Genomic DNA, 22,402 nt, shown 5'->3' on the forward strand with positions numbered 1-22,402 from the left:
TCCCGGGCCTCCATCGGCGCCCGCGACCCAGGCCCTCAGTCCTCCGTACGCATCCCGGCGAACGCGAGGCGCACCACCGCGTCGGCGATCTCGCCGCCGTCGGCTCCCCTGCTTTCCGGCCGGTACCACTCGACGATCGAGTTGATCATGCCGAAGAGCAGCCGGGTCGCGAGGCGGACCTCGACGTCGGCCCGCAGATCGCCCTCCGCGACCGCAGCCTTGAGCAGCTCGGCGACCTGGTGGTCGAACTCCCTGCGCCGCTCCATCGCCCACTGCTCGGTCGCCGTGTTGCCCCGTACGCGCAACAGCAGCGTGACGTAGGGCAGTTCGCCGGTCAGCACCTCGACCATGCGGCGCGTGACGTGCTCCAGGCGGTCCACGGCACGCCCCACGCGCGCGTGCTCCTCGTCGAGGATGCCGAACAGCCCGTCGAGAGCGCGGCTGACGGCGCGGCGCAGGAGCTCCTCCTTGCCCGCGACGTGGTGGTAGATGGAGGACTTGGAGATTCCGGCCGCCTTGGAGAGATGCTCCATGGAAGTGCCGTCGTAGCCGCGCTCGTTGAAGACCCGCACGGCAACCGCCAGAAGCGTCTCCGGCGTATAGGTGTCGCGTTTGGCGGTGGTCATGGCGTGACCGTCTCTTCCTGTGCTTGGACGCGTCTACGCAGTCCTACGGAGGGGGCGTAGCGGCCCGTGGGCTGCGTTTCATGCATCAGGGACAGCAGGTCGTGCACCCGCTCCAGGCCGATGCGCTCACCCCATTCCAGGGGACCGAGCGGGTAGTTCACGCCCAGGCGCATTGCCGTGTCGATGTCCTGTGCCGACGCCACACCCTTGTCCAGGGCGTCGAGCGCGAAGTCGAAGAGCATCGCGACGGTACGGGCCACGATCATGCCCGGGATGTCGCCGATCACCGTGACCTGCTTGCCTGCCGCCTGGAACAGGCCGGTGGCCGCGCGGAGCGTGGCGGGGGCCGCCGTCCTGGACGGTGCGAGCGCGATCAGGGTGGCGGCCTCGTAGTCCAGGGCGAGGTCGAACTGGACCGCGTCTCCGTGACCGCCCGCCATGGTGCCGCCCGCCGGTACGAGCACGCCCCCTTCGGGGAGGGAGAGGAACGGCCTCTCCGACGTCCCGCGCCGGACCGTGATCCCTGCCGCCTTGAACAGGCCTTCCAGCATCTCTGCCGGGCCGAAGTCACCGTGCATGCCCACTTCCGCGGGGGCGGCTGCGGGCTCCTCCAGACGCGGCCCGTGCTGCTGCGCGCCCTCCGCGTAGTCGAACCATCCCTGGCCCGACTTACGGCCGAGCCGCCCGGACTCGACCAGACGGCGCTGCGCCAGGGACGGTGTGAACTTGGCGTCCTGGAAGAAGGACTCCCATACGGAGCGCGTCACGGCTTCGTTGACGTCCTGGCCGATCAGGTCGGTCAGCTCGAAGGGGCCCATCTTGAAGCCGCCGCAGGCGCGGAGCACGGCGTCGATGGTGGCCGGATCGGCGGCCCGCTCCTCGTGGATCCGCAGCGCCTCCGCGTAGAAGGGGCGGGCCACGCGGTTGACGATGAATCCCGGGGTGTCGGCGCAGCGGACCGGACGCTTGCCCCAGGCACCGGCCGTCTCGTACGCGCGCGTGGCGGCCGCTTCGTCGGTGGCGAAGCCGCTGACGACCTCGACGAGGGGAAGCAGCGGTGCGGGGTTGAAGAAGTGCAGGCCGACGAAGCGTCCTGGCCGCTTCAGGCCGCCCGCGATGGCGGTGACGGACAGGGAGGACGTGTTGGTGGCGAGCAGACAGTCCTCACCGACGATGTCCTCCAGCTCGCGGAACAGTCCCTGCTTGACGTCCAGTCGCTCGAGGACCGCCTCTACGACCAGGCCGCAGCCGGCGAGGTCGGCGAGGGACGCGGCGGGGGTGAGGCGGGCGTGTGCCGCCTCCCGCGCCTCGGCGGACAGCCTGCCCTTCTCTACGAGCCGGTCGAGGCGCCCTGCGATCGCGCTTGCTGCCTGCTCGGCCCGGCCGGGCAGGGCGTCGTAGAGACGCACGGGGTGACCGGCGATCAGAGCGACCTGGGCGATTCCCTGGCCCATGGTGCCGGTGCCGACGACGGCGACGGGACATGTGCGGTCGAGTGCTGTCATGCTCGCGATCCTCCCGCATGAGTTGTCCACAGCTTCGATCGGCCCCTCTTGTCCCGACCGATCGTTCGGTTACTCTAACCCTGTCCTCCTGTCCCAGCCCAGCTCGACGAGGAGTTGGTCCTCCATGGCCGCCGAACTCACCGCGCAACAACTCATCGAGAAGCACCGGCCCACGCTCGACCAGGCACTGGAAACGATCCGCACGCGGGCGTACTGGTCCCCGCACCCCGAGCACCCCAAGGCCTACGGCGAGCAGGGCTCGCTCGACGCGGCCGCGGGCAAGGCCGCCTTCGACGCCCTGCTCGGCACCCGCCTGGACCTCGGCCAGCCCGGCACGGACGGCTGGACGGGCGGCGAAGTGTCGCCCTACGGCATCGAGTTGGGCGTCGAGTACCCGCACGCCGACGCGGAGGGCCTGCTGCCCGCCATGCGCGCGGCGATCCCGTCCTGGCGCGACGCCGGGGCGGAGGCCCGCGCGGTGACCTGCCTGGAGATCCTTTCCCGGATCAGCGCGCGGACCCATGAGTTCGCGCACGCGGTCATGCACACCAGCGGCCAGGCCTTCATGATGGCGTTCCAGGCGGGCGGCCCGCACGCCCAGGACCGCGGCATGGAGGCGGTGGCGTATGCGTATGTGGAGCAGGTCCGCACCCCTGACGCGGCGGACTGGAGCAAGCCGCAGGGCAAGCGCGACCCGCTGAACCTGCGCAAGCAGTTCACGCCGGTCCCGCGCGGTATCTCCCTCCTGGTGGGCTGCAACACCTTCCCGACGTGGAACGGCTACCCGGGCCTGTTCGCCTCCCTCGCCACCGGAAATCCGGTGCTGGTCAAGCCGCACCCGCGCGCGGTGCTGCCGCTCGCCCTCACGGTGCAGGTGGCACGCGAGGTCCTTGCCGAAGCGGGCTTCGACCCGAATCTGGTGGCGCTGGCCGCCGAGCGCCCCGGCGAAGGCCTGGCCAAGTCCCTCGCCGTACGCCCCGAGATCAAGATCGTCGACTACACGGGCTCCACCGCGTTCGGCGACTGGCTGGAGACCCACGCCCGCCAGGCCCAGGTCTACACGGAGAAGGCCGGGGTCAACACGGTCGTCATCGAGTCCACCGGTGACTACAAGGGCATGCTGTCCAACCTCGCCTTCTCCCTGTCCCTGTACAGCGGCCAGATGTGCACCACCCCGCAGAACCTTCTGATCCCCCGCGACGGCATCGGCACCGACCAGGGCCCCAAGTCGTACGACGAGGTGGTGAGCGACCTCGCGGGCGCGGTCGGCGGCCTCCTCGGCGACGACGCCCGGGCCAATGCCCTCCTCGGCGCCCTGGTCAACCCGGATGTGAAGGCCCGCCTCGAAGCGGCCGCCGGACTCGGCGAAGTCGCCCTGGCGTCACGGGAGATCACCAACCCGGACTTCCCGGACGCCACGGTGCGCACACCGGTCATGGTGAAGCTCGACGGCGCCAAGCCGGATGCCGAAGCGGCCTATATGAGTGAGTGTTTCGGCCCGGTCTCCTTCGCGGTCGCCGTCGACTCCGCCGCGGACGCCCTGGAGTTGCTGCGCCGCACCGTGCGGGAGAAGGGCGCGATGACGGTCGGCGCGTACACGTCGTCGCAGGAGTTCGAGCACGCGATGGAAGAGGTCTGCCTGGAGGAGTGCGCCCAGCTCTCGCTCAACCTCACGGGCGGCGTGTATGTGAACCAGACAGCCGCCTTCTCCGACTTCCATGGCTCGGGCGGCAACCCCGCGGCGAACGCGGCACTGTGCGACGGCGCCTTCGTCTCCAACCGCTTCCGCGTGGTGGAGGTGCGCAGGGAGGCATAGGCACGCGCACGCGCGCGTGGCCCGGACCGGCCACTGCCCGGGCCACGCGCGGCCGCATGCGACCGAGCCGCAGCGGGGCGCCGCGCACCAGCGCGGCGCGACGGGTCACACTCGCGCGGCACCGACGTGTCACACCCGAGCAATGCCGACGTGTCACACCCGCGCGGTGCCGCCCGGGGTGGCCGACCAGTGGAAGAGGGCCATGCCCACGCTGGTCGCCAGGTTGTAGCTGGACACCTGCGGCCGCATGGGCAGCGCGATCAACTCGTCGGCGCGTTCGCGCAGTTCGGCCGAGAGCCCGGAGCGCTCCGAGCCGAAGGCGAGCAGGGCGTCGTCGGGCAGGGTGACGGACCGGATGTCCTTGCCTTCGGGATCGAGCGCGTACAGCGGCCCCTTCGGCAGTTCGTCGACGGCCAGCCGCTCCACGGCTGTCGCGTAGTGCAGCCCGGCCGCGCCCCGTACGACCGTGGGATGCCAGGGGTCCAGGGACCCCGTGGTGACCACTCCGGTGGCCCCGAATCCCGCCGCGAGGCGGATGACCGCGCCCGCGTTGCCGAGGTTGCGCGGGTTGTCGAGGACCACGACGGGCGCCGGGCGGTGCGGGTGCTCCAGTGCCGCGAGCCGGGCCGCCCGTTCGGGGCGTTCGGCCAGGGCGGCGATCCCGGTGGGGTGGGCCCGGGGGACAAGCATCCGCAGAACCTCGCCCTGCACCTCGACGGCGAGGCTCGCGAGCCGCTCGCGCACATCGGGCGCGAGCTCCTCCGCGAGCGCCAGAACGGCCGCCTTGTCGCTGGTGAGCATGGCCGGAACGCGGGCGTCGAAACGCAGGGCGTGCTTGAGCGCGTGAAAGCCGTCGAGCAGAACGGCCGTCTCGCTCAGCGCGCGCCAGCGACGTACCGCATCGTCCACAGCATCCGCACTCATGGCGTGAAGCCTACGTGTGCCCCCTCGGCCGACTCCGGCTCGCGCACCTCGTCCTCCTTGCGCTGCACGGGCACACCTCTCCTGCGGTCCAGCAGGCCACCACGCGCGCGTGCCGCCCAGCCACCGATCCTGCGCAGGAACGACGTCGGCAGGAACACGGCATCGGCCGCGATCATGGCGAGCGAGAAGAACGGCAGCCCGAGCAGTACGGCGATCACGGCATGCTCGGTGATCATCACGGCCAGCAGGACGTTCTTCACGCGGCGGTTGAAGAGCGTGAAGGGGAAGGCGACCTGGACGATGACCGTGCCGTAGGTGATCAGCATGACCATGATGCCGCTGGCGGTCAGCAGTTCGGAGAGGGCGGGCCAGGGCGAGAAGTAGTCGAGGTGCAGCGGGTAGTACACCGCGGTGCCGTCCTGCCAGCGGCTGCCCTGGATCTTGTACCAGCCGGCCGTCGCATAGATCAGGCAGGCCTCGGCCATGACGATCAGCAGAGCGGAGTTGTGCAGCAGGTTGGCGATGACGTCGAGCAGCACGCGCGGTTCCCCGTCGGGCGCGCGGCGGCCGGTCAGCCACCACAGACCGTGGCCCGCCCACATGGTCCAGAAGATCAGCGCCCAGCCCCAGCCGAGCAGCCCCAGGAACGTCACTGCGGACAGGGCGAGCCCCATCACCCACCACAGCACGGGGCCGACCCGGTCCGGCCCCGGCCCGGCGCCGCCCGCCGCACGCGCGCGTGCCGCCCGAGCGGCCCGCCTGGCATCCAGGGACCACACCTGCCCGCAGCGCGTGAGGACCAGGTACATCGCCATCAGGTGGATGACGTTGTCGCCGCCGTCGCCCACAAAGACGCTGCGGTTGAGCAGCGAGAGCACACCGACCATGAACAGCACGGACATGGTGCGGGTGCGCCAGCCGAGCAGCAGCAGCGCGCTGGAGACGACCGCCAGGACGTAGACGCCCTCGAACCAGGCCCGTCCGTCGGTCCACATCAGTGCTGTGAAGGCGTGGTTGTCGCTGATCAGCCGGTTCGCGAGGTCCCAGCCCCAGGGCGCCTGCGGGCCGTACAGCTCGTGGCGGTGCGGGAGTTCACGCAGCAGGAACAGCAGCCAGGTCGCCGAGAAGCCGATCCGGATCACGGCACTCTGGTACGGGCCGAGCGCCGAGGCGGTGATCTTGCCGAGGCCGCGCATGGCGGCCCCGGCCCTGCGTTCGCGCCGGCTCACCGGTCACGCACCTCCCGGTCCTGGGATGTGACCGACCACCAGGGCAGTTCTCGGTAGACCGGCTTCATGTCCAGCTTCTCGCCGCTCCACGACGGAGGCGGCACATTGGTGGTCACCGAGCGGATCTGCACACGGCTCATGGCCGCCACGGACTCCTCACGGCCGATGCGCAGCACCACGATGCGGCGCATGTAGTCCTTGGAGAGTTCGCCGCGCATGCCGTTCGGCCGGTCCTCGTTGTCGTGCGTCGAGGTGTAGAAGTCCCAGGCGCGGCGCAGTTCGTTCTGCTGGGTGTGGCTGGGCAGCAGATTGCCGTCTATGGCCGCGCCGTCCTGCGCGGAGAGGCCGTACCAGCCGGTCTGCCGCGTCTCACCGTCTTCGGTGCGGACCTGGGCGCGGGCCTGGACGACGATGTTCTGCTGCAGCGGGTTGGGGGCGAACAGCTTCCAGTTCTGCTCGAACTCGGGATAGATCCAGGCGTCGACCATCTGGCCGTGCTTCTTGGTCACGGTGTTCGCGGGGGCCACGTGCAGGAAGACCATCGCGAGATGGACGCAGGTCGCCACGGCGACGAGCGCGAGCACAAGGGCGGCCGCGACCTGGTACGGAGGCGAGAGCGCGGAGATTCCGGCGCGGGGTCCGGGCGGCCGCGCACCGGCGCCCTCGCCCTGCTCGTACCCGTCCATCGCGCCCCGCTCCCCGTTCCGCCTGCTGCTTCGCCACCGGAACGGTACTCAGCCGGGCTCGCCCCGCACAGCGCCCGTGAGGTTATCCACAGGGTTGACACCGTATGGCCGCCGGTCCCACCATTGAAATCGACGAACCGAACGATCGGTCGGTAGATTGATCAAGGTCGCGGCCGCAGCGGGCGCCGCGACCCTGGGTCAAAGGGGGCCTGGCATGACGACAGTGACCGCGGAGGACCACACGACGGCGTTCGACGCCGCCGTGGCGGCCGATGAGCGCATCGAACCCCGCGACTGGATGCCCGACGCCTATCGCGCCACGCTCGTGCGCCAGATCGCCCAGCACGCCCACTCCGAGATCATCGGCATGCAGCCCGAGGCCAACTGGATCACCCGCGCCCCCTCCCTGCGCCGCAAAGCGATCCTCATGGCCAAGGTCCAGGACGAAGCCGGCCACGGCCTGTATCTGTACAGCGCCGCGGAAACCCTCGGCACCGGCCGCGACGAACTCCTCGACAAACTCCACTCCGGCCGCCAGAAATACTCCTCGATCTTCAACTACCCCACGCTGACCTGGGCCGACGTAGGCGCGATCGGCTGGCTCGTCGACGGCGCCGCGATCACCAACCAAGTCCCCCTCTGCCGCTGCTCCTACGGCCCGTACGCCCGCGCGATGGTCCGTATCTGCAAGGAGGAGTCCTTCCACCAGCGCCAGGGGTACGAATCGCTGCTCGCCCTCAGCCGCGGCACCCCCGCCCAGCACGAGATGGCACAGGACGCCGTGAACCGCTGGTGGTGGCCGTCCCTGATGATGTTCGGCCCCCCGGACGACGAATCGGCACACTCCGCCCAGTCCATGGCCTGGAAGATCAAGCGCCACTCCAACGACGAGCTGCGCCAGCGCTTCGTCGACATCTGCGTCCCCCAGGCCGAATCCCTCGGACTGACCCTCCCCGACCCGCAGTTGAAGTGGAACGAATCGCGGGGACACCACGACTTCGGCCCCATCGACTGGACCGAGTTCCGCGAAGTCCTCAAGGGCAACGGCCCGTGCAACGACCAGCGGATCAACCAACGCAGGCAGGCCCACGAAGACGGCGCCTGGGTCCGCGAAGCAGCAGCGGCCTACGCGACGAAACACACCACCACCGACACCGCACGCCCCGCCGGCGCACCGGCCCCGCTCACCCAGGAGGCGACGGCATGACCAGCTCCACCGACTGGCCGCTGTGGGAAGTCTTCGTGCGCTCACGCCGCGGCCTCTCCCACACCCACGCCGGCAGCCTGCACGCCCCGGACGCCAACATGGCCCTGCGCAACGCCCGCGACCTGTACACCCGCAGGAACGAAGGCGTCTCGCTCTGGGTCGTCCCCTCCACCGCGATCACCGCCTCGTCACCGGACGAGAAGGACTCCTTCTTCGAGCCCGCGGGCGACAAGCCCTACCGCCACCCGACGTTCTACGAGATCCCGGAAGGAGTGAAGCACCTGTGACACCCACCACCGGCACCGCCAAGACCGCCACCGGCACCGCCGAGACCGCCGGGACGACCGCTCCGGCCGCCGCCCTCGCCCTGGGCGACGACGCACTGGTGCTCTCACACCGACTGGGGGAGTGGGCGGGACACGCCCCCGTACTCGAAGAGGAAGTCGCCCTGGCAAATATCGCCCTCGACCTCCTCGGCCAGGCCCGCACCCTGCTCTCCCTCGCGGGCGACGAGGACGAACTCGCCTACCTCCGCGAGGAACGCGCCTTCCGCAACCTCCAACTGGTCGAGCAGCCGAACGGCGACTTCGCGCACACCATCGCCCGCCAGCTCTACTTCTCCACCTACCAGACCCTCCTGTACGGCCAGTTGGCACAGGGAAACAGCGTCTTCGCGCCCCTGGCCGCCAAAGCCGTCAAAGAGGTGACCTACCACCAGGACCACGCCGAGCAATGGACGCTGCGCCTAGGTGACGGCACCGCCGAGAGTCACACCCGCATGCAGCGTGCCCTGGACGCGCTGTGGCGCTTCACCGGCGAGATGTTCCTCCCCGTCGAGTCCCTGGACGGCGTCGACTGGCCCGCGATGGAAGCGAGTTGGCTCACCTCGGTGAGCGAGGTCATCGAGCGGGCCACCCTGACCCTGCCCGAAGGCCCCCGTACCGGCGCCTGGTCCGCCGGGGCGGGACGACAGGGACTGCACACCGAGTCCTTCGGCCGGATGCTCGCCGAGATGCAGCATCTGCACCGCAGCCACCCGGGGGCGTCATGGTGAACACCCCACTCGAAGAGCACCCCCCGGCCACCCCGCTGGAGCAGCGGCTCGAGGACGAGCTCAAGGCACTGGCCGGCTCCGTCCCCGACCCCGAACTGCCCATGGTGAGCCTGGCGGAGCTCGGCGTGCTGCGCGGCCTGAAGATCCTCGCCCCGGGCAGCGTCGAGGTGGAACTCACCCCCACCTACACCGGCTGCCCCGCCGTCGAGGCCATGTCCGCGGACATCGAGCAGATACTGCACGAGCACGGCATCCCCGATGTCACCGTCCGCTCGGTCCTCTCCCCGCCCTGGTCCACCGACGACATCTCGGCCGAAGGCCGCCGCAAACTCGCCGAGTCCGGTATCGCCCCGCCCCGCGCCCACACCGCGGAAGGCCCCATACCCCTCACCCTGTCGGTGCGCTGCCCGCACTGCGGCTCCACCGACACCGAACTCCTCAGCCGCTTCTCCTCCACCGCGTGCAAAGCCCTGCGCCGCTGCGTGAGCTGCCGCGAACCCTTCGACCACTTCAAGGAGTTGTGATGGCAGCCACCGTGGCCCGCTTCCACGCGCTCCGCATCACCGCGGTCGACCGGCTCACCGACGACTCCGTGGCCCTGACCTTCGCGGTGCCCGAGCACCTGCGCGAGGAATACCGCTACGCACCAGGTCAGCACCTAGCCGTACGCCGCATCGTGGACGGCAAGGAGATCCGGCGCACCTACTCGGTCTGCTCCCCCGTGCTCACCCCGGACGGTCCCGCGGAACTACGCGTCGGGGTGCGGCTCGTCGAAGGCGGCGAGTTCTCGACGTATGCCCACAAAGAGACCGCCGCAGGTGACGAACTCGACGTCATGACCCCCGCAGGCCGGTTCACCCTCGAACCACGGCCGGGCCACTACGCCGCAGTGGTCGGAGGCAGCGGCATCACCCCGGTCCTGTCCATCGTCTCGACACTGCTCGCCCGCGAACCCCGGGCGCGCTTCTGTCTGATACGCAGCGACCGCACAGCCGCCTCGACGATGTTCCTGGAGGAGGTGGCCGACCTCAAGGACCGCTTCCCGGACCGCTTTCAGCTGGTCACCGTGTTCTCCCGGGAGGACCAGCAGGCCGGCGTGGTGACCGGACGGCTCGACGAGGAGCGCCTCACCCGGCTGCTGCCCGCGCTGCTGCCCGTCGCGGACATCTCCGGCTGGTTCCTGTGCGGACCCTTCGGCCTCGTGCAAGGAGCCGAGCGCGCGCTGCGCACCCTCGGCGTCCGGCGTACCCGTATCCACGAAGAGATCTTCCACGTGGACGACGGCGCCACCGCCACCGCACCCACGACGCCAACTCCCGCGCACAGCAAGGTGACGGTGACCCTGGACGGCCGCTCGGGCAGCTGGCCCGTGCAGGACGGCGAGGCACTCCTCGAGACGGTCCTGCGCAACCGCTCGGACGCCCCGTACGCCTGCAAGGGCGGGGTGTGCGGAACCTGCCGGGCGTTCCTGGTCTCGGGAGAGGTGCGCATGGACCGTAACTTCGCGCTGGAACCTGAGGAGACAGAGGCCGGCTATGTGCTGGCATGCCAGTCCCATCCGAGCACGGAACACGTGGAGCTGGACTTCGACCGCTGACCCACGCCATCCCGCTCCCTGTCTCCTCGTCCCGGCCCGTTTCCCTCCCTGGACCTGTTCCCTTCTCCTAGAACCTGTTCTATCTTGACGACCCGTCAGACAGCGGGCCCGGGAGCCGAGCCACCCGGGCCCCGGGACAGAGCCGGAGCTGGGAAGGACAGGCAGTGGACTTCACCTTCACCGAGGAACAGCAAGCGGCCGTCGAGGCGGCGAAGGCGGTCTTCGCCGCGGTCGCACCGGACGGGGTACCCAGCCCCGCCCTCAGCCCCGGCGCCGTGGCAGAGGACTTCGACCGCACCCTGTGGGGCCGCCTGGCCGAAGCCGATCTCCTGAGCCTGCTCCTCGACCCCGAACACGACGGGGCAGGCCTCGACGCCATCGCCCTCTGCCTCGTCCTGCGCGAGTCCGCGAAGGTACTCGCCCGCGTACCCCTCCTCGAAAGCAGCGCCGCCGCCTACGCCGTACAGACCTACGGCACCCAGGAGTTGAAGCAACGCGTCCTGCCGCGGGCCGCCCGAGGAGAGCTGGTCCTCACCGTCGCCGCCAACGGCCGTACCGGCCACGACGGCGCCGAACTCGCCGTAACCGCACGACGGGACCAGCAACACGACGACGACTGGCTCCTCGACGGCATCCAGACAGGTGTGCCCTGGGCCCAGAACGCCGACCTGATCGTGGTGCCCGCCCACACCCCCGAAGGCCGCACGGTCCTCGCCGTCATCCCCCGCACCCAACCGGGGATGACCATCGCCGACCAGTTCTCCACCAGCGGCGAACGTCTGGGCGAACTCCATCTCGACGGCGTCCGCGTCTCCCCCGCCGACCTCTTCGACACCGAGGGCGCCTGGGAGTGGCTGCACCATCTGCTCACCACCGGAACCTGCGCACTCGCCCTGGGCCTCGGCGAAGCAGTACTCGGCATGACCAGTGAATACACCGGAAAACGCGAGCAGTTCGGCTTCCCCGTCGCCACCTTCCAGGCCGTCGCCGTACAGGCAGCCGACCGCTATATCGACCTGCGCGCCATGGAAGTAACCCTGTGGCAGGCGGCCTGGCGCATCGCCACCGGCGCCACAGGCGCACTCCCCGCCTCAGGAGATGTCGCGGTCGCGAAAATCTGGGCAGCGGAAGGCGTACGCAGAGTCGTTCAGACCGCCCAGCATCTCCACGGCGGCTTCGGCGCCGACACCGACTACCCGCTGCACCGCTACCACGCCTGGGCCAAACAGCTCGAACTCTCCCTCGGCCCGGCCGCCGCCCACGAGGAAACCCTGGGCGAACTGCTCGCCGCCCACACCCTCGTCTAGCGCCCCACCTGCCCGAAACCGCCGCAAGCCGCCGGCCGAGCGCCGCCGGCTCAGACCACGGAGCCGGGCTGCCCCTTGTCGTCCACGACGGGGCGGCCCGCGGCCGCCCAGGACTCCATGCCACCGGCCACGTTCACCGCGTCGATGCCCTGCTGCACGAGATACATCGTGACCTGGGCCGAGCGCCCGCCGGAACGGCAGATCACATTGACCCGCCCGTCCTGCGGCGCCGCCTCGGTCAACTCGCCGTAGCGGGACACGAATTCGCTCATCGGAATGTGCAGCGCACCCTCCGCGTGGCCCGCCTGCCACTCGTCGTCCTCACGGACATCAAGCAGGAACTCACCGTCCGAGAGCTCATCGACGCCGACCGTGGGCACACCAGATCCGAAAGCCATACCCCGACGCTACCCGACCCACCACACAAGCCCGACCACGCACCCGGCCCCGCACACAGCGACGTATCCGGCACGCTCCCGCCGAAATCCCAGAGCACCAACGCACGGAACCCGGCCGATCCCGCGAACCCGCAAGGCCCACCGAACCCGCGAGCCCACCACCGGGCGGCGACCGCACCTACCCGACGAGCCGCCCCAGCTCGGCCTCACGCTCGGCGACCTGCGTGAGCAGCTGCTCGGCGATCTCCCCGAGGAGCCGGTCGGGATCGTCCGGCGCCATGTTCAGCATCGAGCCGATTGCGCTCTCCTCCAGCTCCCGGGCGACCAACGCAAGCATTTCCTTGCGCTGCGCCAGCCACTCGAGCCGGGCATACAGCTCCTCGCTCTTACTGGGCCGCTCCTCCTCGGGCACCGGCCCCGCCGCCCACTCGTCGGACAGCTCCTGCAGCAAGGCTTCGTCCCCACGCCCATAGGCGGCATTGACCCGCACCATGAACGCCTCGCGCCGCTCCCGCTCACCGTCGTCCTGCGCCAGATCGGGATGCGCCTTACGCACCAGCTCGCGATAGCGCTTGCGCGCCTCGTCACTGGGCCGCACCCGCTCCGGAGCACGCACCGGCAGCTCATTGAGCATCGCCGAGGCCTCGGGGGAGAGCCCGTCCGAGTCCAGCCAGTCCTGGAAAAGCTCGGAGACATCCGGCATCGGCATGACCCTGGCCCGCAGTTCCTGCGCGACCCGCAACTCCTCGGCATCACCACTGCGCGCCGCCCGCGCCTCCGCGATCTGGGCGTCCAGCTCCTCGAGCCGCGCATACATCGGGCCGAGCTTCTGATGGTGCAGCCGGGAGAAGTTCTCCACCTCGACCCGGAAGGTCTCCACCGCGATCTCGAACTCGATCAACGCCTGCTCGGCAGCCCGCACAGCCTGCTCAAGCCTGGCCTCGGGCCGCTCACCATCCGGCCGCTCGGCCGCATCCTCCGGGATCGTCACCCGACCAGCCTACGGCCCTGCACCACACCAGGAACCACACACTGCCAGGCGGGGGCACCCCCGGGACGCTCGCCGCCCTCAACCACCGAACCCACCGAAACCCGCCTCTCCGGGGGCCCTCCCCCCCCCGCCCCCTCCCACCCCACGCCCCCGATCCCCCGCACTCCCCATCAAAGAAGAGACCCAGCTCCCCCCTCAAACCCTCCCCCCCCTCAAACCCCCAGCTCAGCCCCGATCCGTCCCTCCCGAATCCCGGTCACAAGGCAGGCATGGTCGGCCTCGGTGCGGTCGGCGTAGGTCACGGCAAAGCCGGCGATGGCTTCGTCGAGCTCTTCGCTCTTGCCGCAGTACCCGGCGATCAGCCGTGGGTCGGTGCTGTGGGCGTGGGCGCGGGCGAGCAGCGCGCCGGTCATCCGGCCGTAGTCGTCTATCTGGTCGGCGGCCAGGGCCGCGGGGTCGACGCTGCCCTTGCGGTTTCTGAACTGCCGTACTTGGTAGGGGAGTCCGTCTACGGTCGTCCAGCCGAGCAGGATGTCGCTGACCACCTGCATGCGCTTCTGTCCGAGGACCACGCGTCGGCCTTCGTGGTCGGTGTCCGGCACCTTGAATCCGGCCGCGGGCAGATGCGGCAGCAGCGCGGAGGGCCGTGCTTCTTTCACCTGGAGCACCAGTGGCTCGCCTCGGTGGTCCTGCAGCAGGGCCACGTATGAGCGGGTGCCGACACTTCCGGTGCCCACCACCCGGAAGGCGACGTCCTGGATCGAGTACCGGGCGAGCAGGGGCAGCCGGTCCACGGGGAGCGTGCCGAGGTAGTCACCGAGGGCCGTGGCCACTGATGCGGCCTCGGTGTCGGATATACGGCGCAGCACTGGTGGCGCGTCGACGAAGCGCCGGCTGCCGTCGGCCAGGAGCTCGGTCGACTTGGCCGCGAAGCGTCCGCTGGTGTTGTTGCGTGCCTTTTCCGAGACCCGCTCAAGGGTGCCGAGGAGGTCGTGGGCGTCTGTGTGGGAGACGAGTTCTTCGTCCGCGATGGCGTTCCACGCGTCGAGGACCGGGAGTTTGGCGAGCAGGCGCATGGTGCGCCGGTATGCGCCCACCGCGTCGTGGGCGGATTCCCGGCAGTCGTCCTCGTCGGCACCCGCTTCGCGTCCGGCGAGCACGAGTGAGGCCGCGAGGCGCTTGAGGTCCCATTCCCAGGGGCCGTGGACGGTTTCGTCGAAGTCGTTGAGGTCGATGACGAGTTCGCCGCGCGCATCGCCGTACAGGCCGAAGTTGGCCGCGTGGGCGTCTCCGCATATCTGGGCGCCGACGCCGGTCGCGGGTGTGCGTGCGAGGTCGTAGGCCATGAGTCCGGCGGTGCCGCGCAGGAAGGCGAAGGGGGTGGCGGCCATCCTGCCGACGCGTATAGGGGTGAGCTCGGGAAGTCTGCCGCGGTTCGACTCGTCGACGGCGGCGATGGCGTCCGGGCGGGCCTCGGCGGCTGTGAACTGCGCGTGCGCGGAGCGGGCAACCCGCTCGCGGAGTGCTTTGCCCGCGCGCTTCGGCGACTCCTCGCCGGCCCAGTGGGCGAAGCCCGCCACGGTCGGCAGGCGTCTTGGGCTGGATGGCACGGATGCCGTGCGTGGTCCGGGTACCGCCGTGTCCAGCTCGGTCACGTGGACCGCCTCCCCCGCTCATCCGCCCCGTCGGCGGCGTGAACATCAACTGGGACGACCGTACCGCCGCAGCGCGAGGGCCGTCAGAGCCTGTGGATAACTCTGCCCGGCCGCTCTCCGAAGCGGTCCTGACGGTGTTCGGGAAGGTGATCGGGAAGGTGTTCGGGCCGGTGATCGGGAAGGTGATCGGGAGGCGACGGGAGTGAGGTCAATCACGTAGCCGCGAGGCCAAGGCAATGTGAGGCTTCGCACGCCTCAGCACCGGCACCGCCGCCCCTCCGGCATCCTCAGCATCCGACGCCCTTCGGCATCCCCAGCGCCTCAACACCGGACGCCCCCAGGCACCCCAGCCCCGGAGCCCGGCCCCCGGCCCCCGAACCCCGAACCCCGAACCCTGGGCAACGCAAAAGCCCCGCAGGTCCGGAGACCTGCGGGGCTTTCGACTTGTGCGCGAGGGGGGAGTTGAACCCCCACGCCCTTTCGGGCACTGGAACCTGAATCCAGCGCGTCTGCCTATTCCGCCACCCGCGCATTGGGTGTGTCGCCGGGCTTCCGCGGTCCTGCGGGCGCCTGCCGACATCGAGAAGATTAGCACGCTGCAGAGGGTGGATTCACATTCGTTTGTGGGGGCACCTGCCTGTGGGGATGCCCACTCTGATTCCACCGCGCGGCCAAGGCGCCCCCAGGAAGTGGATCAGCACCAGATCCGCTTCGCTCTCCCTGCCAGACCCGCTCCGACCAGCAAAGAGTCCACGCAGCACGCCCCGCAGCACTCCAAGTAGAGCTCTACACAGCACCCCGCACAGCCCCTCAGGGCACCGCCGCGCGAGGCCAACCCTCGGACCACCTCGGACCACCACAGACCACGCGCGCACCACGCACCCACCCACCACCCGCGGCGCGAACCCGAAGCGCCACCGGCCCGCACCCTGCGCAAGCCACGCAGGACCGGAAGGACTCAAAGGACTCAGGTGAGAACCAGATGAGAACCGGGCAGGGCCGTACGAGAACCGGGCGGGGCCGTACGAGAACCGGGCGGACCCCACATGACCAGGCGCGCACCGGCCCGCGAACACCGCCGCAGGCCTCGTCCCAGGCCTGCGGCAAGCCGCGCACCCGGGTCGTACCGAAGCCATATCGAGGCCACATCGAGGCCGCCCCGACCCCCTGCTCCGTGAGGCCGACTTCTCAGGTGCGGGACACTGGCTTGAGGCCGCCTCTACGATCCCGTGTGGAACCGCATGGACCCGCTTGGACGGGGACATCTGAAGCACGTGGACCGTTACATGTGAGAGGCGACACCCGTCCGCAGGCCAGAGAAGGGGAACCAGCCGATTTCCCGGCGCGTGGATACGATCAGTAAGCAGTACCAGGATGACAACGACCGGAGGAGGTGCCCATGGGAGTCCTGAAGAAGTTCGAGCAGCGACTCGAAGGTCTGGTCAACGGCACCTTCGCCAAGGTGTTCAAGTCCGAGGTCCAGCCGGTCGAGATCGCGGGCGCCCTCCAGCGCGAGTGCGACAACAACGCCACGATCTGGAACCGCGAGCGGACCGTCGTGCCCAACGACTTCATCGTGGAGCTGAGCGCTCCCGACTACGAGCGCCTGAGCCCGTACTCGGGACAGCTCGGCGACGAGCTGTCCGGCATGGTGCGGGACTACGCGAAGCAGCAGCGCTACACCTTCATGGGGCCGATCAAGGTCCATCTGGAGAAGGCCGACGACCTGGACACCGGGTTGTACCGCGTCCGCAGCAGGACGCTCGCCTCCAGCTCGTCGCAGGCCCCGGCGGGGCCCGCAGCGGGTGGTGGCGCGGCCGGCGGTCAGCGCGGCGGCGGTGGCTACGGCTATCCGCCCCAGGGCCCGGGCCACGGCCCGGCGCCCGTGGGCTCCGCGCCGGCGGGCGCACCGCCCATGCCTGCGGCGCCGCCGCCGGGTGCGGGCCGTGGTCCGGCGCCGAGTGCGGCCCGTGGGCAGGGTCCCGCGGGTCCGATGCCCGGCGCCCAGACGCGGCGCTGGATCGAGATCAACGGCACTCGCCATCAGATCTCGCGTCCGACGATGGTGCTCGGCCGCAGCACGGACGCTGATGTACGGATTGACGATCCCGGCGTATCGCGCCGGCACTGTGAGATCCGGACCGGAACGCCCTCGACGATCCAGGATCTCGGGTCTACCAACGGCATCGTGGTAGACGGGCAGCACACCACCCGCGCTACGCTCCGCGACGGCTCGCGGATCGTCGTGGGCAGCACGACCATCATTTACCGGCAAGCCGAAGGGTGAAGCGGGGGCAATGTCAGAGCTGACCCTGACGGTCATGCGGCTGGGTTTCCTGGCCGTCCTGTGGCTGTTCGTGATCGTGGCCGTCCAGGTCATCCGCAGCGACCTGTTCGGTACGCGCGTCACGCAGCGCGGTTCGCGCCGCGGTGGCGAGGCGCGTCCGCAGCAGGGCCGCCAGCAGGCCGCGCCGCCGGCTCCGCGCCAGCAGGGCGGCGGGGGCGGCAGGCAGCGCCGTGGTGCGCCGTCGAAGCTGGTGGTCTCGGAGGGCACCCTCACGGGCACGACTGTTGCGCTGCAGGGCCAGACGATCACCCTTGGCCGGGCGCACGACTCCACGATCGTCCTTGACGACGATTACGCCTCCAGCAGGCATGCCAGGATCTACCCGGACCGTGACGGCCAGTGGATCGTCGAGGATCTCGGGTCCACCAACGGTACGTATCTCGACCGGACCCGGCTGACCACCCCGACGCCCGTTCCCCTTGGTGCGCCGATCCGCATCGGCAAGACCGTCATCGAGCTTCGGAAGTAGTGCTACATCATGAAAGAGCGCGAGCGGAGCGAGCGAGCCGACGCGGCCCATGAATCGGGCCTGAGCGCGCTCCCGACCGGAGGGTGGGCACCGTGCGGATGTACCCGGAGCCGACGGGCGAGGTGCGCATGAGTCTGTCACTGCGCTTCGCCGCCGGATCGCACAAAGGCATGATCCGGGAGGGCAACGAGGACTCGGGGTACGCGGGGCCGCGGCTCCTTGCCATCGCCGACGGCATGGGCGGTCAGGCGGCCGGTGAGGTCGCCAGTTCCGAGGTGATCTCGACCCTCGTCCAGCTCGACGACGACGTACCGGGTTCGGACATCCTCACCTCTCTCGGTGACGCCGTGCAGCGGGCCAATGACCAGCTGCGCGTGATGGTCGAGGAGGACCCGCAGCTCGAGGGCATGGGCACCACCCTGACCGCGCTGCTGTGGACGGGTCAGCGGCTCGGTCTGGTGCATGTCGGCGACTCGCGCGCGTACCTCCTGCGCGACGGCGTGCTGACGCAGATCACGCAGGACCACACCTGGGTGCAGCGGCTCGTCGACGAGGGCCGGATCACCGAGGAGGAGGCGACCACGCATCCGCAGCGGTCCCTGCTGATGCGGGCGCTCGGCAGTGGTGACCATGTCGAGCCGGATCTCTCCATCCGTGAAGTCCGCGCGGGCGACCGGTACTTGATCTGTTCCGACGGTCTCTCCGGTGTGGTCTCGCACCAGACGATGGAGGAGACCCTCGCCAGTTACCAGGGCCCGCAGGAGACCGTGCAGGAGCTGATCCAGCTCGCGCTGCGCGGCGGCGGCCCGGACAACGTGACGGTGATCGTCGCCGATGTCCTGGACATCGACAGCGGTGACACCCTGGCGGGCCAGCTCGTCGACACCCCCGTCGTGGTGGGCGCGGTCGCCGAGAACCAGCTGCAGCTGAACGACAACGGCGCGATGCAGACCCCCGCGGGCCGCGCGGCGGGCCTCGGCCGTCCTGTGCCGCCGCAGCCCACGGGGGGCTTCGGGCCGCCCGGCTCCGGTGAGCCGGACGCCTATGTCCCGGAGGGCTCCTTCGGGGCGTACACGGACGAGGACTTCATCAAGCCGCGGCGCCGCGGGAAGTGGCTCAAGAGATCCCTTTTCACGGTGCTCGCACTCGCCGTCGTGGGCGGCGGTCTGTACGGCGCGTACTACTGGACGCAGACGCAGTACTACGTCGGCGCGAAGGACGGGCATCTCGCTCTGTACCGCGGCATCAACCAGGATCTGGCCTGGGTGAGCCTGTCGGAGATCGAGGAGGAGCACCCGGAGGTCGAGCTCAGCTGCCTGCCGAGCTTCCAGCGCGAGAAGATCGAGAACAAGGGCCTGGACCCGACGAGCCTCGAGGACGCCCAGGCGAAGATTTCCGAGCTGACCGCCGACTGCCGTGAGGCACAGAAGCGCAAGGCCGAGGACGAGTCCAACGCCGCGACCGGCGAGGGCGAGGCGGGCGGTGCCAGCGGCTCCGCCAAGGACGACAGCGGCTCCTCCCAGAACCGCAAGGGGACCGACGACAGCAAGAAGACACCGACTCCTGCACCCGGCACTGGCACCGCCGGTCAGCAGTAGGCGCAGGGGGCCTTCCTAGCCATGAGCAGTACTACACACACGTCCACTATTGGTGCGATCGGGGCGCCGAGCCGGCGCAACACCGAGCTGGCCCTGCTGGTCTTCGCGGTGGTCATCCCGGTTTTCGCGTACGCCAATGTGGGCCTCGCCATGAACGACGAGATGCCCACGGGCATGCTCGGCTACGGGCTCGGGCTGGGACTGCTCGCCGCGGTCGGCCATCTGGTGGTGCGTAAGTTCGCGCCGTACGCGGACCCGTTGCTGCTGCCGCTCGCGACGTTGCTCAACGGCCTCGGCCTGGTGATCATCTGGCGGCTCGACCAGTCGCCGCGGCTGCAGCAGCGCGCGGAGAACCTGTTCGGTTCGTTCAGTCCGGACGCCCCGAAGCAGCTGATGTACTCGGCGATCGGTATCGCCCTGTTCGTGGCGATCCTGCTGATCCTCAAGGACCACCGGATCCTGCAGCGGTACACCTACATCTCGATGGCCGTGGCGCTGGTGCTGCTGATCCTGCCGGTGTTCTTCCCGGCGGTGAACGGCGCGAAGATCTGGATCAGCCTGGGCCCGTTCTCCATTCAGCCCGGCGAGTTCGCGAAGATCATCATCGCGGTGTTCTTCTCCGGGTATCTGATGGTGAAGCGGGATGCCCTGGCGCTGGCCAGCCGCCGCTTCATGGGCCTGTATCTGCCGCGTGGACGTGACCTCGGGCCGATCATCACCATCTGGGCGATGAGCCTGCTCATCCTGGTCTTCGAGACCGACCTGGGTACGTCACTGCTGTTCTTCGGCATGTTCGTCGTGATGCTGTACGTCGCGACCGAGCGCACCAGCTGGATCGTGTTCGGTCTGCTGATGTCCGCGGTCGGCGCCGTGGGTGTGGCCACCTTCGAGTCGCATGTGCAGCAGCGTGTGGACGCCTGGCTGCACCCGTTCTCCGACACGGTGATGGCGCAGAGCGACCAGGTCGCCCAGTCCCTGATGGCGTTCGGTTCCGGCGGTGTCCTCGGCACCGGCCTCGGCCAGGGCAACTCCGACCTGATCGGCTTCGCCGCCAACTCCGACTTCATCCTCGCCACCTTCGGTGAAGAGCTGGGCCTGGCCGGGATGATGGCGTTCCTGCTGATCTACGGCCTGATCGTGGAGCGCGGTGTGCGCACCGCGCTCGCCGCCCGCGACCCGTTCGGCAAGCTCCTCGCGATCGGCCTGTCCGGAGCCTTCGCCATCCAGGTCTTCGTCGTCGCCGGCGGTGTCATGGGCCTCATTCCGCTGACCGGTATGACGATGCCGTTCGTCGCGCAGGGTGGTTCGTCCGTCATCGCCAACTGGGCCCTGATCGCGATCCTGTTGAGGATCAGCGACACGGCGCGCCGTCCGGCGCCCGCCCCCGCCCCGAACCCCGATGCCGAGATGACCCAGGTGGTACGGCCGTGAACAAGCCCTTGCGCCGGATCGCGATCTTCTGCGGGCTGCTCGTGCTCGCCCTGCTGATCCGGGACAACTGGCTGCAGTACGTCTCCGCCGACCAGCTGCGCACCCATGAGAAGAACCGCCGTGTCCTGATCGAGCGGTACGCGCAGGAGCGCGGCGACATCATCGTCGACGGCAAGCCGGTCACCGGCTCCGAGAAGACCACCGGCAGTGACTTCGCGTACAAGCGGACGTACAAGAACGGCCCCATGTGGTCGCCTGTCACCGGTTTCGCCTCGCAGTCGTTCGGTGCCACGCAGATCGAGTCCCTCGAGGACGAGATCCTCACCGGCAACGACGACCGGCTCTTCTTCCGCCGCACCCTCGACATGATCACCGGCAAGAAGCAGGGCGGCGGCAATGTCGTCACCACCCTGAACGGCAAGGCGCAGAAGGCCGCGTTCGAGGGCCTCGGCTCCAAGAAGGGCGCCGTCGCCGCGATCGACCCGTCCAGCGGCGCGATCCTGGCGCTCGCCTCCACTCCGTCGTACGACCCGTCGAAGTTCGCGGGCAACGGCAAGGAGGACCAGAAGGCCTGGCAGGAGCTGGAGAAGAACCCGGACAAGCCGACCCTGAACCGGGCGCTGCGCGAGACGTACCCGCCGGGCTCCACCTTCAAGGCCGTCACCGCTGCCGCCGCCCTTGAGCACGGGCTCTACAACGACCCGGACGAGAAGACCGATTCGCCGCTGCCGTGGACGATGCCGGACACGCAGACCGAGCTGAAGAACGAGGGCAACATCCCCTGCAAGAACGCCACGCTCCGCGAGGCGCTGCGGGTGTCCTGCAACACCGTCTTCGGCAAGATCGGCGCGGATCTCGGCAAGGACAAGATGGCGGAGACCGCCGAGAAGTTCGGCTTCAACAAGGAGCAGTTCATCCCGGTCCGCGCCACCGCGTCGAACTTCCCCACGAAGATGGACAAGCCGCAGACCGCGCTGAGCTCCATCGGCCAGTTCGAGACGGCGACGACTCCGCTGCAGATGGCGATGGTCGCCTCCGCCGTCGCCAATGACGGCACGCTCATGGAGCCGTACATGATCGACCAGCTGCAGGCGCCGAACCTGGACGTGATCGAGAAGCACGATCCGAAGGCGATGAGCGAGCCGCTGTCCAAGCCGAACGCGCAGAAGCTCCAGGAAATGATGGAGACGGTCGTCAAGGAGGGCACCGGCACCGCCGCGCAGCTGCCCGGCGTCACCGTCGGCGGCAAGACCGGTACCGCGCAGCACGGCGTCGACAACAGCGAGAAGCCGTACGCCTGGTTCATCAGCTACGCCAAGAACCCCGGCGGGGGCTCCCCGGTGGCCGTCGCGGTGGTCGTCGAGGACAGTGACGCCGACCGCGGTGACATCTCCGGTGGCGGCCTGGCCGCGCCGATCGCCAAGAACGTGATGAAGGCGGTCCTCGACAGCAAGGGCGACGGCAACGGGGGACAGTGACGCCGATCACGGCGGTACCGGTCCTGTATCAGGTCACGGTCACGGCCAGATCATCCTTGGGCAGGCCGGTACGGTATGCCGGGA

General features: G+C 69.5%; 20 protein-coding genes and 1 tRNA gene. 12 read left to right on the forward strand and 9 right to left on the reverse strand.

Features of this window, described 5'->3' with window-relative positions; genetic code table 11:
• Window positions 1-35: 35 nt before the first annotated feature.
• The gene (locus tag ACFQVC_RS16815) at window positions 36-626 is read right to left on the reverse strand and encodes a TetR/AcrR family transcriptional regulator (protein WP_381831241.1); all 591 of its coding nucleotides are present in this window, start codon (window positions 624-626) and stop codon (window positions 36-38) included.
• Window positions 623-2,131, reverse strand: a complete 1,509-nt coding sequence (locus ACFQVC_RS16820; protein ID WP_381831242.1) for a 3-hydroxyacyl-CoA dehydrogenase — start codon at window positions 2,129-2,131, stop codon at window positions 623-625. Before ACFQVC_RS16820 ends, ACFQVC_RS16815 begins: the two co-directional genes overlap by 4 nt.
• Before the next feature lie 124 nt (window positions 2,132-2,255).
• On the opposite strand from ACFQVC_RS16820, the gene paaN reads away from it, so the two are divergent.
• Window positions 2,256-3,947, forward strand: a complete 1,692-nt coding sequence (paaN, locus tag ACFQVC_RS16825) for a phenylacetic acid degradation protein PaaN (RefSeq protein ID WP_381831243.1) — start codon at window positions 2,256-2,258, stop codon at window positions 3,945-3,947.
• Window positions 3,948-4,100: 153 nt separating this feature from the next.
• Here paaN and ACFQVC_RS16830 read toward each other — a convergent pair whose 3' ends face one another.
• Genes ACFQVC_RS16830 through ACFQVC_RS16840 form a run of 3 tightly spaced genes read right to left on the reverse strand, consistent with a single transcriptional unit; the run spans window position 4,101 to window position 6,786 of the window.
• The gene (locus ACFQVC_RS16830; RefSeq protein WP_381831244.1) at window positions 4,101-4,871 is read right to left on the reverse strand and encodes a TrmH family RNA methyltransferase; all 771 of its coding nucleotides are present in this window, start codon (window positions 4,869-4,871) and stop codon (window positions 4,101-4,103) included.
• Entirely contained in the window at window positions 4,868-6,067 is a 1,200-nt protein-coding gene (locus tag ACFQVC_RS16835; protein ID WP_381831467.1) for an HTTM domain-containing protein, read from the reverse strand. The genes ACFQVC_RS16830 and ACFQVC_RS16835 overlap by 4 nt, the downstream gene beginning before the upstream one ends.
• A 29-nt stretch (window positions 6,068-6,096) precedes the next feature.
• The gene (locus tag ACFQVC_RS16840; RefSeq protein WP_381831245.1) at window positions 6,097-6,786 is read right to left on the reverse strand and encodes a DUF5819 family protein; all 690 of its coding nucleotides are present in this window, start codon (window positions 6,784-6,786) and stop codon (window positions 6,097-6,099) included.
• Window positions 6,787-7,000: 214 nt separating this feature from the next.
• Here ACFQVC_RS16840 and paaA point away from each other — a divergent pair, with 214 nt between their 5' ends.
• From paaA to ACFQVC_RS16870, 6 genes are all read left to right on the forward strand, one after another.
• Window positions 7,001-7,993 carry a 1,2-phenylacetyl-CoA epoxidase subunit PaaA gene (paaA, locus tag ACFQVC_RS16845; RefSeq protein WP_381831246.1) on the forward strand — a complete coding sequence of 331 codons (993 nt, stop codon included), beginning with the start codon at window positions 7,001-7,003 and terminating at the stop codon, window positions 7,991-7,993.
• Window positions 7,990-8,280: a 1,2-phenylacetyl-CoA epoxidase subunit PaaB gene (paaB, locus tag ACFQVC_RS16850; protein WP_381831247.1), complete on the forward strand. Its 291-nt coding sequence runs from the start codon at window positions 7,990-7,992 to the stop codon at window positions 8,278-8,280. The genes paaA and paaB overlap by 4 nt, the downstream gene beginning before the upstream one ends.
• Window positions 8,277-9,047, forward strand: a complete 771-nt coding sequence (gene paaC, locus ACFQVC_RS16855) for a 1,2-phenylacetyl-CoA epoxidase subunit PaaC (RefSeq protein WP_381831248.1) — start codon at window positions 8,277-8,279, stop codon at window positions 9,045-9,047. Before paaB ends, paaC begins: the two co-directional genes overlap by 4 nt.
• Complete coding sequence (gene paaD, locus ACFQVC_RS16860; protein ID WP_381831249.1) at window positions 9,041-9,571, forward strand: 1,2-phenylacetyl-CoA epoxidase subunit PaaD; 531 nt, start codon at window positions 9,041-9,043, stop codon at window positions 9,569-9,571. The genes paaC and paaD overlap by 7 nt, the downstream gene beginning before the upstream one ends.
• Before the next feature lie 11 nt (window positions 9,572-9,582).
• Window positions 9,583-10,644 carry a 1,2-phenylacetyl-CoA epoxidase subunit PaaE gene (paaE, locus tag ACFQVC_RS16865; RefSeq protein WP_381831468.1) on the forward strand — a complete coding sequence of 354 codons (1,062 nt, stop codon included), beginning with the start codon at window positions 9,583-9,585 and terminating at the stop codon, window positions 10,642-10,644.
• Between the two features lie 164 nt (window positions 10,645-10,808).
• A complete protein-coding gene (locus ACFQVC_RS16870) occupies window positions 10,809-11,951 on the forward strand; it encodes an acyl-CoA dehydrogenase family protein (RefSeq protein ID WP_381831250.1) in 1,143 nt (380 codons plus the stop codon).
• A gap of 50 nt (window positions 11,952-12,001) precedes the next feature.
• Here the strand turns inward: ACFQVC_RS16870 and ACFQVC_RS16875 are convergent, their stop codons facing one another.
• The 4 genes from ACFQVC_RS16875 to ACFQVC_RS16890 form a co-directional block, all read right to left on the reverse strand.
• Window positions 12,002-12,349 (reverse strand): rhodanese-like domain-containing protein, encoded by a 348-nt coding sequence (locus tag ACFQVC_RS16875; RefSeq protein WP_381831251.1) that lies wholly within the window; start codon window positions 12,347-12,349, stop codon window positions 12,002-12,004.
• A 178-nt stretch (window positions 12,350-12,527) separates the two neighbouring features.
• Window positions 12,528-13,340, reverse strand: a complete 813-nt coding sequence (locus ACFQVC_RS16880) for a hypothetical protein (protein ID WP_381831252.1) — start codon at window positions 13,338-13,340, stop codon at window positions 12,528-12,530.
• 212 nt (window positions 13,341-13,552) lie between these two features.
• A complete protein-coding gene (locus tag ACFQVC_RS16885) occupies window positions 13,553-14,950 on the reverse strand; it encodes a DUF2252 domain-containing protein (RefSeq protein ID WP_381831253.1) in 1,398 nt (465 codons plus the stop codon).
• Between the two features lie 492 nt (window positions 14,951-15,442).
• Window positions 15,443-15,526 (reverse strand) — tRNA-Leu (locus tag ACFQVC_RS16890).
• A gap of 868 nt (window positions 15,527-16,394) precedes the next feature.
• Here ACFQVC_RS16890 and ACFQVC_RS16895 point away from each other — a divergent pair.
• The 5 genes from ACFQVC_RS16895 to ACFQVC_RS16915 all read left to right on the forward strand — a co-directional run bounded on the left by ACFQVC_RS16895 (window position 16,395) and on the right by ACFQVC_RS16915 (window position 22,318).
• On the forward strand, window positions 16,395-17,282 hold the full coding sequence (locus tag ACFQVC_RS16895) for an FhaA domain-containing protein (protein ID WP_381831254.1): 888 nt from the start codon (window positions 16,395-16,397) through the stop codon (window positions 17,280-17,282).
• Between the two features lie 10 nt (window positions 17,283-17,292).
• A complete protein-coding gene (locus ACFQVC_RS16900) occupies window positions 17,293-17,811 on the forward strand; it encodes an FHA domain-containing protein FhaB/FipA (protein ID WP_381831255.1) in 519 nt (172 codons plus the stop codon).
• An 83-nt stretch (window positions 17,812-17,894) separates the two neighbouring features.
• A complete protein-coding gene (locus tag ACFQVC_RS16905; protein ID WP_381831256.1) occupies window positions 17,895-19,409 on the forward strand; it encodes a Stp1/IreP family PP2C-type Ser/Thr phosphatase in 1,515 nt (504 codons plus the stop codon).
• A gap of 21 nt (window positions 19,410-19,430) precedes the next feature.
• Window positions 19,431-20,840, forward strand: coding sequence for an FtsW/RodA/SpoVE family cell cycle protein (locus tag ACFQVC_RS16910; protein WP_381831257.1), 1,410 nt, complete (start codon window positions 19,431-19,433; stop codon window positions 20,838-20,840).
• Window positions 20,837-22,318 (forward strand): peptidoglycan D,D-transpeptidase FtsI family protein, encoded by a 1,482-nt coding sequence (locus ACFQVC_RS16915; protein WP_381831258.1) that lies wholly within the window; start codon window positions 20,837-20,839, stop codon window positions 22,316-22,318. The genes ACFQVC_RS16910 and ACFQVC_RS16915 overlap by 4 nt, the downstream gene beginning before the upstream one ends.
• Window positions 22,319-22,402 lie beyond the last annotated feature (84 nt).

Origin of the sequence: Streptomyces monticola (assembly GCF_042665355.1) — a bacterium.
GTDB classification, from domain to species: Bacteria; Actinomycetota; Actinomycetes; order Streptomycetales; family Streptomycetaceae; genus Streptomyces; species Streptomyces monticola.